This is a genomic window from Acidithiobacillus ferriphilus (assembly GCF_028215975.1).
GTDB classification, from domain to species: Bacteria; Pseudomonadota; Gammaproteobacteria; order Acidithiobacillales; family Acidithiobacillaceae; genus Acidithiobacillus; species Acidithiobacillus ferriphilus.
This window is the reverse complement of record NZ_CP116458.1, coordinates 407070-422054: the sequence shown is the minus strand read 5'-3', so window position 1 is coordinate 422054 and position 14985 is coordinate 407070. Positions and strand designations below refer to the sequence as shown.

The window sequence follows — 14985 nt, the reverse complement described above, 5'->3', positions numbered from 1 at the left end:
TCACCGCCCGTCCACAAACTCCACGGCCCGAAGCCCGCGCGACGAAGGCCCCGACAAGGGCCGGCGGTGGCGCGGGTTGTGGGCGGCAAGCCCGGACGTGTCCGGGCTGGTGACCGTAGGTCAGCCGTCCACGAGGCGGTGGAGTTTGTGGGCGGGCGGCGATCTAAAATGCGCGATTCGCGGGGGGCGAATCATAGGCATGGAGTGCAAAGCGCGGGGCGGAATCCCCAGCGACGCGCGACCGCAGCGAAGGCGGCGGCCATGCCGATCAATGGAAGAGCCATCCGCCGAGACGGTAGGCCTCCAAAAGCGCCAACAACACGGCGGACAACTTCACAATGGCGGGCGCCATCGTTTCGGCGTCCACTCCAATCAATGACAACAGGAACTCCACCGGGGACGGTCTCTCGTTCATCGTGTTCTCCTTTCTCTCTTGCGTTGAACTGGCGGCGCCATGGCCACCCTGGTTCGCTTTACAATCGATGCCAGCCGATGCCCGGCCCATGATTGATCCCATGGCGGGTCCTGAACGTGCCATCGTCCATCATCACTTGGGCATGGGTACCCCATCGGTCGGTGATCACTCCCGTCACCATGCCGCGCATGGATGGCTCGTGACGGTAATCGCCGAATCCGTCCACGGTATGGACACGCTCCCCGATGGCGGGAATGTCCGGCGCCTGAATGGCTGACGCTTTTTTTGCCTTCATGTTGGTGCTCCTTTTTGTCGATGGGGCGGCGCGGTGACCGCCCAGATTATTGGTTAAGCGGCGCCGCGATTTCCTTCGATGACCTGCCTCAAACTGATAGGCTCCCAATGCAAGTCCAGTTCCGCGCCCGCGCGGGTGATCTCTTTGATGGAGACGTACCCCCTCTCGCGCTCCCAGCCGTCCACCATGCCGTATGCCTGGATCTGACCCTGGCCGTCCGGGTCGCCGTCTTTCTCGGTGATGTACCAATCCCACTCGGCGGTGAAGTAGTGCAGGTGCGCGATGGCGTCGTCGCCCTGTCCGTCCGTCTCGTAACTTTTGGGCATGGCTTTCACGATGCGGGCGAGTTCGTCCAACTTCTCATAGAAGAATTGCCGCTCTTCGCCCCGGCAACCATCCGCGATGGCCTGGGCCTGGCGGTCCCCGAGGAAGCCGCGAATGGTCCGCATGTCCTGGCTGGCCTTGCGCATTCCAAAGATGGGTTTGTTCGTCGTCGTGTTCATGTTGGATCTCCTGAGTTTGGGGTAGAGTTCGGCCAAAAGCCTGCTCTTGGGGAGCCCCCTCTAGCCCGCGCGGCGATGAGCGCATCAAAGAAACTGGAAACGCGGATTGGGCCTCCCCCGTTTCCGGGTTTGGCGCCGTCCTGCTCCCGCTTTCGCCTCCCTCACCCAAAGGGGGAGGCGCAAAGCGGGAGCAGGACGATCAGCGCCACGGAACGGGGGTGTCGCGGTGGAAGGGAGAAAAATCCCGGCTCGGAGGCCCAAGAAGCGAGGCGTGACTGACGCAGGAAGGCGCGACTTGCTGGGCCGGAGAGCCGACCGCATGGATTGCCGCCCTGCCCCATGGATGCCGCCCGTCGCAACGATGGTGGTGCCCCTCGCGTCTGTTACGCTTCTCCCACAAACCATCCCCACGTGATGGTAAAACATGGAACCGAAACGAAAACTCGGGTCACCAAGGTCGCCCTTGAGCAGGCGGCCGAGCATCTCGGCGTATTCCACGAAAAGGCGGTCTCGATCACCATCAACCGCCTTTACGAAAACCTGACCGCCAGACGTCCACGAGGAGGCCAGAGGTGGCCCACAGGGTGTCCCGTGGTCACCCTGAAGGCGTCCACAGGGCGACCAGAGGGCATCCTATGGGCGTATTCAAGTAGCCCTGTGGGTGACCATGGGGCATCTCCAACCCGCCCGCCCACAAACTCCACCGCCTCGTGGACGGCTGGCCGACGGCCACCAGCCGGGCCACGCCCCGGCTTGCCGCCCACAACCCGCGCCACCGCCGGCCCTTGTCGGGGCCTTCGTCGCGCGGGCTTCGGACCGTGGATTTTGTGGACGGGCTACGAAGCTTGGCTATTCACAATATCTTGTAGATGAGGTCTGGATGACCAGCCACCAGTACGATGCTTTTGACGTGTATCGTTTGATGTTCGTATCCCCACACGCTACATTTGATCCATGATCATCAGCTTCCGGTATAAGGCACGAAGCCCTCTACCGCGCTGGTTCGCCACGCGGCGTTCAAGCGGCGCGCGACGCCGCCGCGTCGCCAGTCGAGTTGAACCATCCCGGCTACAGGCTCCATCCATTGAAGGGCGACCTCGCTGGGACTGATCCATCTGGGTGAACGGCAACTGGCGCGTCACCTTCCGGTTTGTCGGGGCCGATGTCGAACTGGTCGATTACCAGGATTATCACTGAGGGAACGCACCATGATGCACAACCATCCTCACCCTGGCGAGTTACTGCGCGAAGACGTGCTGGTGCCGCTGGACATCGAAGTCACCGAGGCGGCCCGCCGGTTGGGCATGTCGCGGACCTCGTTGTCGCGCGTCATCCATGGGCACGCCGGTATCAGCCCGGATTTGGCCATCCGGCTGGAACGCGCGGGCGTCAGCACCGCGCGTTTCTGGATGACGCTTCAGACCAACTATGAGTTGAGCCGCGCCGAGCAGCGCGAACAGCCAAACGTGATGCCGTTTCAAACCATCACACAAAGCACCTGACGCGCGGCGCTGGCAGGAGAGGCCGGAATCTTTTTCCACGGTATTGACCATAATATGGAGTGAATGCATGGATCCAATGACGCTATTCGCGGTGCTTCTGGTATCCGTGGCCGCCATTCTGGCGGGTGGCATCCGCTTCTCCCATTGGTGGTACGAACGGGAGAATAAAAGCCAATTCGACGGGCACACCGTCCGCCTCTGGCTGAACGAGGACAGTGACTGGATGGTGGCCATCGAGGATATGCCAACCGTGTCCGCCTTTGGGAAGACCCCAGCCGCCGCGCTGCGCGAACTGGCCACCGCATGGGCAGGCGTCAGGGAAAGCTTCCGACAACGCGGGGAGCCAGTGCCGGCCTCTCCCCATGCGGATACGTCCCCCACGAGGGACGCCATCAAAACGCAAAACGCAGAGATTATTGACTCTCAGACGCAAATGAACGAACGTTTGAGCGATCACGCGGCGCACATCCTCGATCTGTCCCGCCGCCTCGAAGCGGATAGGCAAGCGACGGCGGAGGCCGAGGCGAGAATGGAATCCAGGATGGACCACATTGAAACCAAACTGGATCGGCGGAACGACAAGGCCGCTGATCCAGCATCGGCGGCAAAAGGCTGTCAATGAGTTTCGACTGGACCATTATCATTTTTGGATTCATTGTGGCGTCCATCGGCCTGTTCCTGATAACCAGGAAGTGATCGCGGCGAGCCCTGCGCCAGGCGCAGCTCATGCCAGAATGTTTCGGCCTGGAGCACGGCGTCGAGCTGGTGGCCCTGATAGGCCTTGCGGGCCGGATCCTGCGACTGCGGTCTGGGCCGGAAGGGATCGTCCTCGATGATCCGCAGATACTTGCCGAAGACCTCGTTCAGGCAATGCTGGCAAAAATCTCCCTCCACCAGATTACCGTCCCCAAAGACGCTGCCATAGCCTGCGCGGAAACGGATGGCGATCCTTTCGGGATATTCGCAGCTGGAATCCTCGGGCAGCATCTCCCGCCCGCAGCGGTCGCAGCGGACACACTCCTCCTGGATGATCTTCTCTCGATGGAAACGCATGGATGCTCCTTTTTCAAACAACAGGCGGTCTCCCCGCCCGGAAAGGGCGGTGCAGCCAGGAAAAGGAGTCTCATGAAGAGGTGGAACCACCTTAGCGCCTCGGATCGCCGCTGACAAGCGGGGCAGACAGCGGGGCGGGCAGCGCCAACTTCAGAAATGTCCTATCCTGTTCTACAAGTACAGCGGGTATTGCGGGCTGCTGAACATATCTGATCAGGAGGTGAAGTATGCAAATTGAAGTTTCTGGAGAAAATCATGTTTGGGTTGACTGAAGATGAAGCCCGCCGGGTCAAGGCGAAGCTTGACGAAATCCAGACCATGCATCCTCACCATACCGAGCCGGAATTGGTGATCATGGCCGTGAACCGTCTCTGGATTGATCTAATCGAGGCTGGGAGAGAAGAGCCTTCCATGGAAGACTGGCGACGTACCCGTGCGGCGATGGGCTATCAATCGGGCACCCGAGAGGACATCCAACGGGCCGCCAAGCGGTTTTCTGCGCTTGCGGAGCAGCGCGGGGCCTGTCCTGGAACCGGTTGATCTCGGACGGACATCAGCACGTTTGGTCAGCACTGTTTATAGACTGACGCCGATTGCCAACCCGCACCACGAGGATGCATAGTGCCGCGTCCTCAATGGTGCAGATGATTCGGTAATAGCCTACGCGATATTTCCAAAATTCGCCCAGGCGAGGGCCTTTCAGGGCATCGCCGATGGTACGGGAATCGTCCAGTACGGCTACTGTACAAGTAAAACAATGTTCTATACCTGGTAATAAAGTCGTATACTGGAAAATTAAAGATATATACTCGATATTAAAGTTGTAGACTGGCTGACCAGCAAGTAATCAGCAGAGCGTTTATTGCAAGAAGCAATCTTTAAGAGAGCCATGCACGGCTCTTCACGGATAAAAAAATACTAGCTCGACAATAAAGTTTCACTCTGACGGAGCAAACGCAGCGGACGTATGGGTTGATTATTGTTGACCGGTGTGGCATTCGGTGCTCCGGGTGCGGTCAACGCTTCCTGAGCGGATGTGATCATCGAACGTGGTCCCAAGGGTGTCAGGCAGAAATACCCGCCCACCACCGGCTCCTTCACGAGCCCTTGCTCACGTGCTGAGAACTGCAGTACCTTTCCAAGTGGCCTGGGTGATCCGTAGCCCGATCGTCCGGACCAGACTGATTGCGGTCATTGGGTTGTAAGATGTCTGTTCAACAGGCATTCAGGTGCCGATCGCGTAACGGGTAGCTTGGCCGAGTGAATTGCATTATGATTTTCTCATCACAGCATGTCGGCGGAAGATAAGGCCATGGTGGCAGTATGGCACTTCCCTCAATATAGGCGAGATTGACACCATGAAACTCTATGCTAAATACGATACGAAAGAGGACGACCGCTGGATAGCAGCGATACCAGAAATGTCTGGCGTCATGTGGTATTGAGCATCACGCAACGATGCGGCGGCCAAGGTTGAAGCTCTTGCACTCAGGACCATAGCTGATCGTCTGGACGAAGGGGAAATGCCTGCCTCCCCAATTACCATAGAGATAATGGAAAGTGCTCAGGCATGAGCTAATGACCTTCTTTGAAGGCGAGGCTTGTATTGGCCGCACTCATTTGCATCGGACGGATGGCGTGTTCGCGTTTCATGACGGGGAAGAAATTGGCCCCAGAATGCTAGTGGGGCTTGCCAAGCAGACAGGGCTATCCCCGGAGAATTTTCGATGACCTTTACCATTTGGTTTATAAATAGTAACCAAGCAGCAGGCTGCGGACCAAGAAAAATCAGCCTGTCTGCCCAGCCGGGATCAGTAACCACTAGACGAAATGATGCATAAGGCCTAATAGGCTATTAATTAGTGGGCAATACGAATGCAAACCTATTTATCGGGGTTATGTCAAGAATGATTACAAAAGATACCACCACAGTCACGCCAACCATTCAGGGCGAGCTTATTGAGATAAGCGTTCTGGCGACCTTGGAGTTAAGCCGTTTGAATGTAGCGTGCTTAATTGATGTTAGGCAAAAGTTCGAGCTTGAAATAGAAGGAGAGATAAATGGAGCATACTCTCTCCCATTGTTTAAGTTTAAACATCTTCTTGGGCACAAGCTCACACAAGAGGAACAGGAAATTCTGGATGAAGACTCTCCTGGAATGGAAGATATCCAAAATTTTATAACCATGATAAACGATCTACATAATGCCAAAGATTGTATTGTTGTGTGTGTTTGTAACAGCGGCAAGCGCAGCATTAATGCTGCACGCTTGCTGAGAATGCTTGGATATAATCGTGCTTTTTCTTTGGTTGGGGGATACCGCGCCATAAGGGAAGCAATGGTTACTGATCTACCACTGGCTAAATCCGGTGAGCTAACGCAGTAATGCATGAGTTAGTGGCAATCTTGCAATAGGTTACCCCTTGCTGCTGTAGGAGGGATAATGAGTGAGACCGTCAGTGTGCGAGTGGCTGTCTGCACCCATATTGAAACCGCCGGCAGTCGCCCGCCGGTACATGAGCCGGACGGGCGTATACCGACGTAGTGGCTTCTTTAGGATTTGGAAATCAAAACTAGCCGGTAAGGCCATTATTTTTCTCCGTGTCCAAAGATTGGGCCGGTATTGCCAAGGCGCGGGTCACGGCCTGAACACCCAAGCTGAAAGCAGGCATGCCAGCCACGATCGCCGCAGTCTCCAAGACGCCATGCAGTTCGGCGACCGTGGCGCCCGCGACAAGGGCTGCGCGGGCATGAAGCTCCGCTGCTGCCGCTTCGCTACGTACGAGGAGCATGCCAAAATGGACCAGCTGTTGCACTTTTCGGTCGAGCGGATTCCCGTGAATAAGCGTTTCTCTCAGGTTTTCTATGGCATCTAGGGCAGTTTCCCGTCCTGCTTGGCGGGCAATATCCTGTCGTAAGGGCCAGCTGTCAGGCACCACTCCAAAAAGTTCGACATACCGTGAACGGATAGATTTCTCATCCATGGAGTCGCGCCTCTACGTTGCCATCCGACTCCGCCAGTGCCTGCCAGTGCCCCAAAAACCAGTCGAAGGCGCTACGCCGCTTGCTGATGTCTTCGCTCCAGCCTCGCAATTCATCGTGCCCATCGGCAGTAATACGATAAATCCGTCGTGCAGAACCGCTGCCTTCGGTATCCCAGGCAGACTGGACACTCCCTCGGACCTCTAAGTCACGAAGCGCACGATAGAGATTCCCTATATCCACTTGTAGTCCGTCAGGGAGGACGCCATTGATCCGCCGGTGGAGATGAAGACCATGGTCTGGCATTTCCCAAAGCAACAGCAGGGAGAACGCGGCGAGATGTCGACCTGGCCGAACACGGTCATTACTCATGACGTCATCTGGAATTGGTGTTGGCGCCCCACCACCTCCTCGTAGGCAGCCTTTGGCAAAGGTTTCGCGCCACCCAGAGCCCGAGCATGGAGCACCAGTTCCGCTGCTTCTTCCAAGGCCGTGAGTCGAGCCAATGCTTCACCGAGATCGGCTCCTGCCACCAGGACCCCATGGTTGGACAGCAATACTGCGCTGATCGCTGGGTTCACGAACGCTCGGAGGATACCTTCAACGGACTCTTGCGAACCGCGTGGTGCCCAGGCCACTACCGGCACTTCCTCATGGATTCCGAGACGCAATAATGGCTCATACACCGCCGGCAAGGGCTGTTGTGCAATGGCGAAGGCCGTAAGGTGGGCCGGATGGCAGTGAACAATGCCGCCAAAATCCCTGCGCTGGCTATAGACTTTGGCATGCATCTCAATAACTTCCCGAAATGTGGGCTGGAAGGCTTCCTGACCTGAGCCGTCCAGACCTACCCAATCCAGATCATCCGCCCGTAACTGTGCCACATCACCACCGCGGGTCATGAGCATACGCTCTCCGGATCGGACAGAAAGGTTGGCATGATTACCATGAAAAAGCAGTTCTCGATCTCTCAATCTGTTAGCGGTATCCAGAAGGTTCTGGCCAATGCTCTGAGTATTCATAGTAGTACCTCCTATTAACTATATATGTATATTACATATATATGATCAGACACGCCACTCTGTTCTTTGGAGCAGTCCGCAGCCTGCTTTAACGTGCTGCCTCGTGCATGTGGAATGGAGCTTATGTGAAGAAATTCTGGCGGTGATGACGGGGCCGCCTGCAGAAACAATCAGTAATGATCACAATATTACGATTGGGAGCCTCGAAAAACCTTCCCATTTCGGTTGTATATGATAAAATATAACCAGTTGAATATTATGGGGTCTGCCGGATGACACCACGAAAGAACGCAATCAAAACCGACCTGTTTGCAGCGGATTTCCACCAGCAGAAACTGGATCACGGCTCGCGCAGTGGCCGGGTGGCGCGGCAATTCGCCCGCCACTGGGCCGGGTCTAAAGCCATAGCCGCGCTACAATAGTTTGGTTTCACGCTGCCAACAGGAATGGTGGCGACCCAGGTTGTACAGTTGGTCTGCTCCCAGGTCCAGCCCGCCCGGCCAACTCAGGCCATCGCCCCAGTCATCGCTTTGGGCCTGCGCAAAAATCGCCGGATCGTGGAGAGCGGCAAAGGGGTCTCCCTCCCGCTTGGGACCAGTGGTGCTGCTCAGGTCTGTCACAAAGGTCTCTCCAGTCGACCATTCGATGGTGACCTGGAATGGCCCGGTGATCTCGGCTTTGCGAATTTGTGGTGCATGGTTCATGGGTTCGGCCTCCGGTATTCCGCCAGCAACGTCTCCCGACGTGCCTCTATCCAGGCGCGCACGGGTCCACCGGGGGATACGTCGTCATAGACTTAGGATAGGGCATCTATTGCACTATCTCAAGGAATGGTCCTGTCTACACCTCCATTTGTTCCGCGATCTCCAGGGCGTCGTCGACCTCGATTCCCAGGTAGCGGACGGTACTCTCCAGCTTGGTGTGTCCCAGCAAAAGCTGAACCGCCCGGAGATTCTTGGTGCGCTTGTAGATCAACGTCGCCTTGGTGCGGCGCAGGGTGTGGGTGCCGTACTCGGCAGGATCCAGATCGATGGATCGCACCCACCGATCGACGATCCGCGCATACTGTCGGGTCGACAGGTGCGGAGAGTCGTGCTTCCTGCTGGGGAAGAGGTAATCGTTTTGTCGCAGACCTGCCTTTGCGATCCAGGCCGCGACCGCCGCTCGGGTGGGTTCGGTGATTTCGAACTGAACGGGGCGCTGCGTCTTGCGCTGCAGGACTATCGCTCGGTATAAAAGGCTTTGTCCGTGAGCAACGTCGCTGACACGCAGAGCCACCAGATCGCAGCCACGCAGCTTGCTGTCGATGGCGAGGTCAAAAAGCGCGAGGTCGCGGATCCTGGACGCCAACTGCAGACGAATCCGGATGGCCCAGACCTCTTGCAGCTTGAATGGGCGTTTTTGGCCGACGATCTTGCCCTTGTTCCAGGGCGCGGAGGACGGAGAGGTTGAACGGTCTTTGGCTTGCATGACACAATCTCCCTTGTGAGGCTGGTAGGAGGCCATTCTCTCACCGCTGCCGAATATGGCGGTATCAGACTGGAAGCGGTCGTTGAGTTGAGGTAGTCTCCGGCGGGTATAGTCGATGGTTGTCGAGATCAGCCTACCGAGCAGTTCAAAACTGATTACAGACTTTCAGCAGCCGAAAGCAAATGACACCATTTCGAACAAAGGCAACCTTGACCATCTCTAAAGCGAATCGTGGTTATGAGTGAAAGCGGCGAGAAAACACAACCACGGAGTTTCTTTTATAGATTCCGGTCCGTTGATGCACTTTTAGGCGAGCGCAAGGAGCTGGAAAACCAAGAAATTTATTTCTGTCCGCCAGACCAATTGAACGATCCGATGGAGGGATTTAAAGACCTTTTTTGGCTGGGCGATGAAATCGTCTGGCGGAACCTTTTGAAGCATTATCTTGCGTGCCTGACGCAATCGCTCCTTACGGCTTTCATAATGGGTAAAGATTACGATGCCCGTCTTGCGCGGAATTTCGTATTAACGATGCCATCCACTCTGCCGACAGAACAAGTCAAGGGAATTCACCGGCGCGTTTGTGATACATTCTTCTGCATATACAAGCTTGCCGATCTTCCCGCTATGCTTGCCAGTCACACCAGTGCCTTGCGGCGCGAAGAAGTGGGGTTCTGTTTGCGCGCGGTGCATGGGATCGCTCTCAAATGCGTTATGAAGATATTGCGTGAGGTCGGATGTTTGCCAGATGTAAATGAGCCGCCGACTGTACCGCAGATTACGGAAGAGGGTGTGCTCAAAAATCTGTTCAAAGTCCTTAACGGATTGAAAGAGCACCAAGTCGAATCCAAGCCAGAAATGCTGGCCGCACTATTCGGGGCAAGTGCGCATATCCATCGCCAAATGGATCTGATCCGTTATCTTGGTGTCACCGACGATCTTTCAAGAGCATGGCACGCTATTTTCTATGCCTTTCCAGAGCATTACGTGGATAGCCTCCGCGATCTCGTCTATTTCAATTGGTACGCCGCATGCTTTGTCACCGACCCGACCCATGCCGCGATGTGGGGACATTATGGTGACGGGCACCAAGGCGTCTGTCTGAAATTCCGCGCCGAGGAAAGAGAAGGACAGCCACCAGTGCTTACGTTACACGGCATTACTGGCTGGCACGGCGGCCCAAACGGAGGGAGCCAGAGTTACGGCGATATTCTGCTTCCATTCGAGCGGATAACTTACACGGACAAACTACCAGAAGTCGATTTTTTCCGCTCCATCGGTCGCTTTCCGGTGCCTGTCTTGGAATCGCAATGGTATCGCGACGAACAGGGCAACAGGAGTTCATGCGCTGACGATGTGCTCGGGAACATGAGCGAGTGGCACCAGCGCTATTTGGCGTCGTTCAAGAGGTTAATCTTTGCCAAGCTGCGGGACTGGGAATATGAAGATGAATACCGCCTAACGCTGATGTCCTCGCTCGATTCCTTCAACGAAGCCAAAGACCGCAAGCTGAGATACCGCTTCGCTGACCTCGAAGGGATCATCTTTGGCGTCAGGACGCCGCTCGCTGAAAAGGCCCGCATTATCGATATCGTGGGCGCTAAGTGCAAGGCCGAAGGAAAAAAATCTTTCGCATTCAGCCAAGCGATCTATGCCGCGCACAACGGCAAAATCGAAATCTATCCGCTTGATCTGATCAAGTTCAACTAATCGCGTTCCTAGAGGTTTATCCATCCATTGCGCCGTAGGGTAACTGCCAAGGCGACCGCAAGACTTCCCCCCAGCTGGTCGTAACAAATCCGCGCTTGCACCTTGGGTATGTAATTGGGCAAGGGGACGATGAGCGATAAAGATGCTTGCCGATGGGTGACGGAAGGCTATAGATTGCGGAGAAGTGGTGGGCGGTAAAAGACTGTAAGCGGTCGTATGAATAGGCTAGAGTTGCCTCGTGCTTGGCGGGGTCTGAGAGGGAGAATTTAATTGTTTTGTCTCATGTGGGCCTGCCATTATAAAGGTTATAAATACAGGCGATTAGGCTTGGAATTGAAGGTGCCGCATGGGACAGAATGATACCTATTGTCTTATTACCAGCATCAGAATTGACAGAATGTTAAGCTATGGATTATGGATTAGATAAATATGGCGCGAAGCAGAAAGAAAAATAATGAATTATTTATTAGTGTTATAGTCCTAATAGGATTGTTACTATTTGGCAAAATATTATCTCATAAGAACTTGGTTTATGGTATTTCCCACGTCTTCATTATTGCTATTGCAATCATGCTAGTCTTTTCAGTATTGATTTTACTTTATCGGCAACATCAAAAAGCAAGGATGCGAGACATGTTACTTGCTGCTGGCGCTGATAATCCTATGCAATTGACGCCTGAGAAATACGAGAAATCTTGTTCCGCGTTACTTGAAAATAATGGATGGAGAACAACAACCACAATAAGAACAGGAGATTATGGAGCAGACATTGTAGCGACAAAAATGGATCAAAAGATAGTTGTTCAATGTAAGCAATGGTCAAAATCTGTTGGAATAAAAGCTGTTCAAGAAGCTCACGCCGCTCTTAGCTATTACAAGGCCAATAAAGCTCTTGTTGTTAGCACGTCTGGGTATACTGCGGCAGCAAAAAATCTTTCGCGAAGCACTGGAGTAATGCTTCTTAGTCACGAAGATTTAACTAGGGATTTTGAAAAATGGCAAAAGTTGGAAGGAAAAAACCCCTGTAACAATATTTAATCCGCGTGGAGAGTCTCCAAGTGCTAGAAAGAAAAGGATTGCTAGTGAGCGGAGGAGGTATGGAAAAAAAGGTCCATGTTTCATAGCGTCAGCGGTTTATGGTGATCCATTTGCGCCAGAGGTAAATGCGCTTCGAAGATTCCGAGATGATCGGCTTAGACCTTATAGACCTGGAAGGTTGACGATCATGATATATTACCGAATGTCTCCGCCAATCGCTAGTTGGCTGAGAAAACATAAAGGAATTTCTTTTATTATTTCGTCATATCCTTAACATTATCGCACGGAGGTACTAAATGACTACATCTAAAAATGACGCAAGCAAGGCATCTAAATTACTGAAAAACAAGAAAACTCCAAAAACGGTTAAATCAGTAACCGCATCTGACCTTGCTCAGGCAAAACGTAAGAAAAAATAAGGTTTTCCGAACTCCTCATTGTGAGCACTCTTTGGGCCTGATTCGGTCCTAAAAGTGAATGTCGTTTGATAAAGTGGGAATAATATTGCTGACAGTTCAGCAATTTCTGATATAACAAGGCGCGCTATCACCCCACTTGATGGGCTATTATATAGGATATAATATACACCAATATTAGGCTTTATTAAAGTAATATATAAATCAACTTATTAATCTATCAAGGATAAAAATGAATAAACAAAAAACAAACTATCTAGCTCATATTGCTTATGTTTTTTTACTTATGCTTTTTATATCAAACACTGCATCAGGTGATTTACCCGCAAACAAATCAACAAATAAAAATAGTATAGTGTTCAATGGCCAATATTTAACAATTAAGCAAAATGGGCTGTTGGAAGGTGGCGTCTATATTAACGGCGATAAGATATTAAAAACCGGTGACAGAGAATATATAAGAAATTATTTTTCTTGGGACAATACCCTTCTTGTTTTTATGCACTCATATACACCTGCTGGCTACATAAACAACACAGTAGTTGTCATAAAAAACAACGGCAATGTGATATTTAAGCAGGATTTTGTGATGAACTATTGGCACCCGAAAATATATCACTATGCGCTTGGACGCGTCGAATTTATTCTTACCAGCGTTTCCGGGTTAAAAGAAAAATATTTTATCTACTCTCTTAATGATAATAATCTGGTAAACTACAAGACAGAATTATTGCACCCCCTTGCAAGGACGGTAAAAATTAGCTATAACGGTCAGTCTTTTTATGTGACCGGAGAAATAAAAGAAGCTTATTCTAATGGATTCAAGGATTACACTTTAATTATGCCGCACAAGAAAGTTTTTACGGGTCATCTTATTCAATTTGTGAAGGGCCACGTTATTACACAAAAAACTAAACATATATCCATCGCCTAAAAACATTGGAACGTTAATTAAAAATGTGAATAGTAAATTTTTAGTGACATTTGGATGTCCAATGTCAGGGATAGAGATAAATTCAATAAGATATATAAAATAATAATATTTAATCTATGAGTTTTCACTGTTTTCTGACATAAAACAATCCATATTGTAAAAATATCAGGAGCAGTTCATAATTTCACCTAGCAGCATTTAATCGCTGCTGGACCTTTCGATAGAGTTCGCGGCAAGCAACGCTGAATATTTCTCATGAAATTCATAATACTGTATACAAAACGAAGATTTTCTGAACACTTCGTTTCTGGGCCATTTCTGGCCCTGAATCTGTCCATCATCCCGTCCAGCTTTCAGCGTCCGGTAAAATCCCCGCATGTCATCGGATCACGATGACATGAAGCCTTACCAGACCCAGTCTGCGGTCAACACTGGAAGTGGTGGCCAGGCATTCCTGGCCGATCCCGGTTTCGATGGCAGGCCGTCACATCTTCACTGGCGGCCACTGCCGAGCCGCGTGCAGGACGCGCAGCACGCGAACCAGGTCTTTTGCCAAGTCATAGACCAGGATGTAATTCCTATGTGCTACCAGTTCGCGGGTACCGACAATGCGCCCAGGCCGTCCCTGACCGGGGTGATCTACCAAGCGATCCGCCTTCTTTGAAAACAGATTATCGAGAGCCAACGCGGCAGCCGGGTTGTCGGCCTCGATATGGTCATAGATGTTGTCGCGGTCTTGGATCGCCTCCGGCGTCCAGAACAGCTTCATCACTCAGAGGCTTCAAGTCGGCGACGCGTGGCCATCCGCCTGGCCGCAAACCTGGCTTCCACCTCGGCCGCTGGAACGAGGTTGCCGGCATTGGCGGAGTCCAGACCCATTTGCACCTGGCGACGGAACCATGTGTCATGCGCGGCCGCTTCCTGTTGCTGCTGCACGAACTCGCGCATGAAGTCACGCAGGAGTTGCGCGCCGCTGCGGTCGCGCGCCTTGGCGGCCGTTGAGAACTCGGTTTTCAAGGCTTCATCGACCCGAAAAGTAAAGGTAGCTTCGCTCATGTCATTACTCCTTTTGTGTTACAAGCAATGTGCAATATAACACATAGCGGGCGCGCTGAAACTTTCTTGTTTGGCCATGCTTCATATCCCTCTCGCAACGGGCCGTATTCGAGAGGCTAATCATTGTCGCCAAGTAAATCAATTGGTTGCAATTCTCGAAAACCATTCTCATAAAGACATCTACGGTTTAAGCCATGGTGACGAGTTTCGAGAACATGACGGTCAGCCTCCTGCTGGACGACTGCTAACGCTGCTGACCGCCCATTCCGCGTTGGATCATGCGGCCTCGTGTTGCAAGGATTCGTAGCCGATGCAGGCCAGCCAAACCGTCTTCGGTATGGGTCTAGCCCCACTTTTATAGTAGGCAATCATGCGGCGGGTCATACCGATAGCCTGGGCGGCCTGATTCAGTCTGTAGCCGTCGATCGGGCTACGGATTGTCCGGACTTCCGGAAAGGTACCGCAGTTTTCAGCACGTGAGCAATGGCTCGTTGAAGGCGCCGGTGGTGTGCCGATCCCCATACGTTGCCAGGCATGAGTAGATGTCTCGGCTTCGAGCGACGGGCCTGGATGGCATAGGTATGGTCC

22 protein-coding genes are annotated in these 14985 nt (G+C 52.8%); 10 read left to right on the top strand and 12 right to left on the bottom strand.

What is annotated here, in order from left to right; all coding sequences use genetic code 11:
• Nucleotides 1-268 precede the first annotated feature (268 nt).
• Genes PJU76_RS02055 through PJU76_RS02045 form a run of 3 tightly spaced genes read right to left on the bottom strand, consistent with a single transcriptional unit; the run spans nt 269 to nt 1213 of the window.
• Entirely contained in the window at nt 269-415 is a 147-nt protein-coding gene (locus PJU76_RS02055; RefSeq protein WP_271780275.1) for a hypothetical protein, read from the bottom strand.
• A gap of 58 nt (nt 416-473) precedes the next feature.
• Nucleotides 474-710, bottom strand: a complete 237-nt coding sequence (locus PJU76_RS02050) for a hypothetical protein (protein ID WP_271780274.1) — start codon at nt 708-710, stop codon at nt 474-476.
• A gap of 53 nt (nt 711-763) precedes the next feature.
• Nucleotides 764-1213, bottom strand: a complete 450-nt coding sequence (locus PJU76_RS02045) for a hypothetical protein (protein WP_271780273.1) — start codon at nt 1211-1213, stop codon at nt 764-766.
• Nucleotides 1214-2421: 1208 nt separating this feature from the next.
• Between PJU76_RS02045 and PJU76_RS02035 the strand changes: the two genes are divergently transcribed.
• Nucleotides 2422-2715 (top strand): HigA family addiction module antitoxin, encoded by a 294-nt coding sequence (locus PJU76_RS02035; protein WP_271780272.1) that lies wholly within the window; start codon nt 2422-2424, stop codon nt 2713-2715.
• A 67-nt stretch (nt 2716-2782) separates the two neighbouring features.
• Nucleotides 2783-3337, top strand: a complete 555-nt coding sequence (locus PJU76_RS02030) for a type II toxin-antitoxin system HicB family antitoxin (RefSeq protein ID WP_271780271.1) — start codon at nt 2783-2785, stop codon at nt 3335-3337.
• Here PJU76_RS02030 and PJU76_RS02025 read toward each other — a convergent pair.
• Nucleotides 3331-3768: a hypothetical protein gene (locus tag PJU76_RS02025; RefSeq protein WP_271780270.1), complete on the bottom strand. Its 438-nt coding sequence runs from the start codon at nt 3766-3768 to the stop codon at nt 3331-3333. The genes PJU76_RS02030 and PJU76_RS02025 overlap by 7 nt on opposite strands.
• A gap of 255 nt (nt 3769-4023) precedes the next feature.
• Here PJU76_RS02025 and PJU76_RS02020 point away from each other — a divergent pair, with 255 nt between their 5' ends.
• Nucleotides 4024-4308 carry a hypothetical protein gene (locus PJU76_RS02020; protein ID WP_271780269.1) on the top strand — a complete coding sequence of 95 codons (285 nt, stop codon included), beginning with the start codon at nt 4024-4026 and terminating at the stop codon, nt 4306-4308.
• 13 nt (nt 4309-4321) lie between these two features.
• Here PJU76_RS02020 and PJU76_RS02015 read toward each other — a convergent pair whose 3' ends face one another.
• The gene (locus PJU76_RS02015) at nt 4322-4483 is read right to left on the bottom strand and encodes a type II toxin-antitoxin system RelE family toxin (protein ID WP_334212491.1); all 162 of its coding nucleotides are present in this window, start codon (nt 4481-4483) and stop codon (nt 4322-4324) included.
• Nucleotides 4484-5675: 1192 nt separating this feature from the next.
• Here PJU76_RS02015 and PJU76_RS02010 point away from each other — a divergent pair.
• The gene (locus PJU76_RS02010; protein ID WP_049786906.1) at nt 5676-6155 is read left to right on the top strand and encodes a rhodanese-like domain-containing protein; all 480 of its coding nucleotides are present in this window, start codon (nt 5676-5678) and stop codon (nt 6153-6155) included.
• A 187-nt stretch (nt 6156-6342) separates the two neighbouring features.
• Here PJU76_RS02010 and PJU76_RS02005 read toward each other — a convergent pair whose 3' ends face one another.
• Genes PJU76_RS02005 through PJU76_RS01995 form a run of 3 tightly spaced genes read right to left on the bottom strand, consistent with a single transcriptional unit; the run spans nt 6343 to nt 7773 of the window.
• A complete protein-coding gene (locus PJU76_RS02005; protein WP_271780268.1) occupies nt 6343-6753 on the bottom strand; it encodes a carboxymuconolactone decarboxylase family protein in 411 nt (136 codons plus the stop codon).
• Nucleotides 6746-7123, bottom strand: coding sequence for a PadR family transcriptional regulator (locus PJU76_RS02000; RefSeq protein ID WP_215893514.1), 378 nt, complete (start codon nt 7121-7123; stop codon nt 6746-6748). Before PJU76_RS02000 ends, PJU76_RS02005 begins: the two co-directional genes overlap by 8 nt.
• Nucleotides 7120-7773, bottom strand: a complete 654-nt coding sequence (locus tag PJU76_RS01995) for a class II aldolase/adducin family protein (protein WP_215893513.1) — start codon at nt 7771-7773, stop codon at nt 7120-7122. The genes PJU76_RS02000 and PJU76_RS01995 overlap by 4 nt, the downstream gene beginning before the upstream one ends.
• Before the next feature lie 272 nt (nt 7774-8045).
• Between PJU76_RS01995 and PJU76_RS01990 the strand changes: the two genes are divergently transcribed.
• Entirely contained in the window at nt 8046-8195 is a 150-nt protein-coding gene (locus PJU76_RS01990) for a hypothetical protein (RefSeq protein WP_271781038.1), read from the top strand.
• Here PJU76_RS01990 and PJU76_RS01985 read toward each other — a convergent pair.
• Together PJU76_RS01985 and PJU76_RS01980 are read right to left on the bottom strand one after the other, a co-directional pair.
• On the bottom strand, nt 8187-8477 hold the full coding sequence (locus PJU76_RS01985; RefSeq protein WP_271780267.1) for a DUF2442 domain-containing protein: 291 nt from the start codon (nt 8475-8477) through the stop codon (nt 8187-8189). The two genes, PJU76_RS01990 and PJU76_RS01985, sit on opposite strands and share 9 nt — an antisense overlap.
• 136 nt (nt 8478-8613) lie before the next feature.
• Nucleotides 8614-9243: a tyrosine-type recombinase/integrase gene (locus tag PJU76_RS01980; RefSeq protein ID WP_271780266.1), complete on the bottom strand. Its 630-nt coding sequence runs from the start codon at nt 9241-9243 to the stop codon at nt 8614-8616.
• A gap of 237 nt (nt 9244-9480) precedes the next feature.
• On the opposite strand from PJU76_RS01980, the gene PJU76_RS01975 reads away from it, so the two are divergent.
• The 5 genes from PJU76_RS01975 (at nt 9481) to PJU76_RS01960 (ending at nt 13341) form a co-directional block, all read left to right on the top strand.
• Nucleotides 9481-10953, top strand: a complete 1473-nt coding sequence (locus PJU76_RS01975; RefSeq protein WP_271780265.1) for a DUF2971 domain-containing protein — start codon at nt 9481-9483, stop codon at nt 10951-10953.
• A 429-nt stretch (nt 10954-11382) separates the two neighbouring features.
• Nucleotides 11383-11991, top strand: coding sequence for a restriction endonuclease (locus tag PJU76_RS01970; protein ID WP_271780264.1), 609 nt, complete (start codon nt 11383-11385; stop codon nt 11989-11991).
• Complete coding sequence (locus PJU76_RS13675) at nt 11942-12265, top strand: CFI-box-CTERM domain-containing protein (protein ID WP_408629744.1); 324 nt, start codon at nt 11942-11944, stop codon at nt 12263-12265. The genes PJU76_RS01970 and PJU76_RS13675 overlap by 50 nt, the downstream gene beginning before the upstream one ends.
• A 22-nt stretch (nt 12266-12287) precedes the next feature.
• Nucleotides 12288-12410: a hypothetical protein gene (locus PJU76_RS01965; protein WP_271780263.1), complete on the top strand. Its 123-nt coding sequence runs from the start codon at nt 12288-12290 to the stop codon at nt 12408-12410.
• Nucleotides 12411-12639: 229 nt separating this feature from the next.
• Nucleotides 12640-13341 (top strand): hypothetical protein, encoded by a 702-nt coding sequence (locus PJU76_RS01960; RefSeq protein ID WP_271780262.1) that lies wholly within the window; start codon nt 12640-12642, stop codon nt 13339-13341.
• 484 nt (nt 13342-13825) lie between these two features.
• Here PJU76_RS01960 and PJU76_RS01955 read toward each other — a convergent pair whose 3' ends face one another.
• Together PJU76_RS01955 and PJU76_RS01950 are read right to left on the bottom strand one after the other, a co-directional pair.
• Nucleotides 13826-14110, bottom strand: a complete 285-nt coding sequence (locus tag PJU76_RS01955) for a type II toxin-antitoxin system RelE/ParE family toxin (protein ID WP_271780261.1) — start codon at nt 14108-14110, stop codon at nt 13826-13828.
• Complete coding sequence (locus PJU76_RS01950; protein WP_271780260.1) at nt 14110-14397, bottom strand: CopG family ribbon-helix-helix protein; 288 nt, start codon at nt 14395-14397, stop codon at nt 14110-14112. The genes PJU76_RS01955 and PJU76_RS01950 overlap by 1 nt, the downstream gene beginning before the upstream one ends.
• Nucleotides 14398-14985 lie beyond the last annotated feature (588 nt).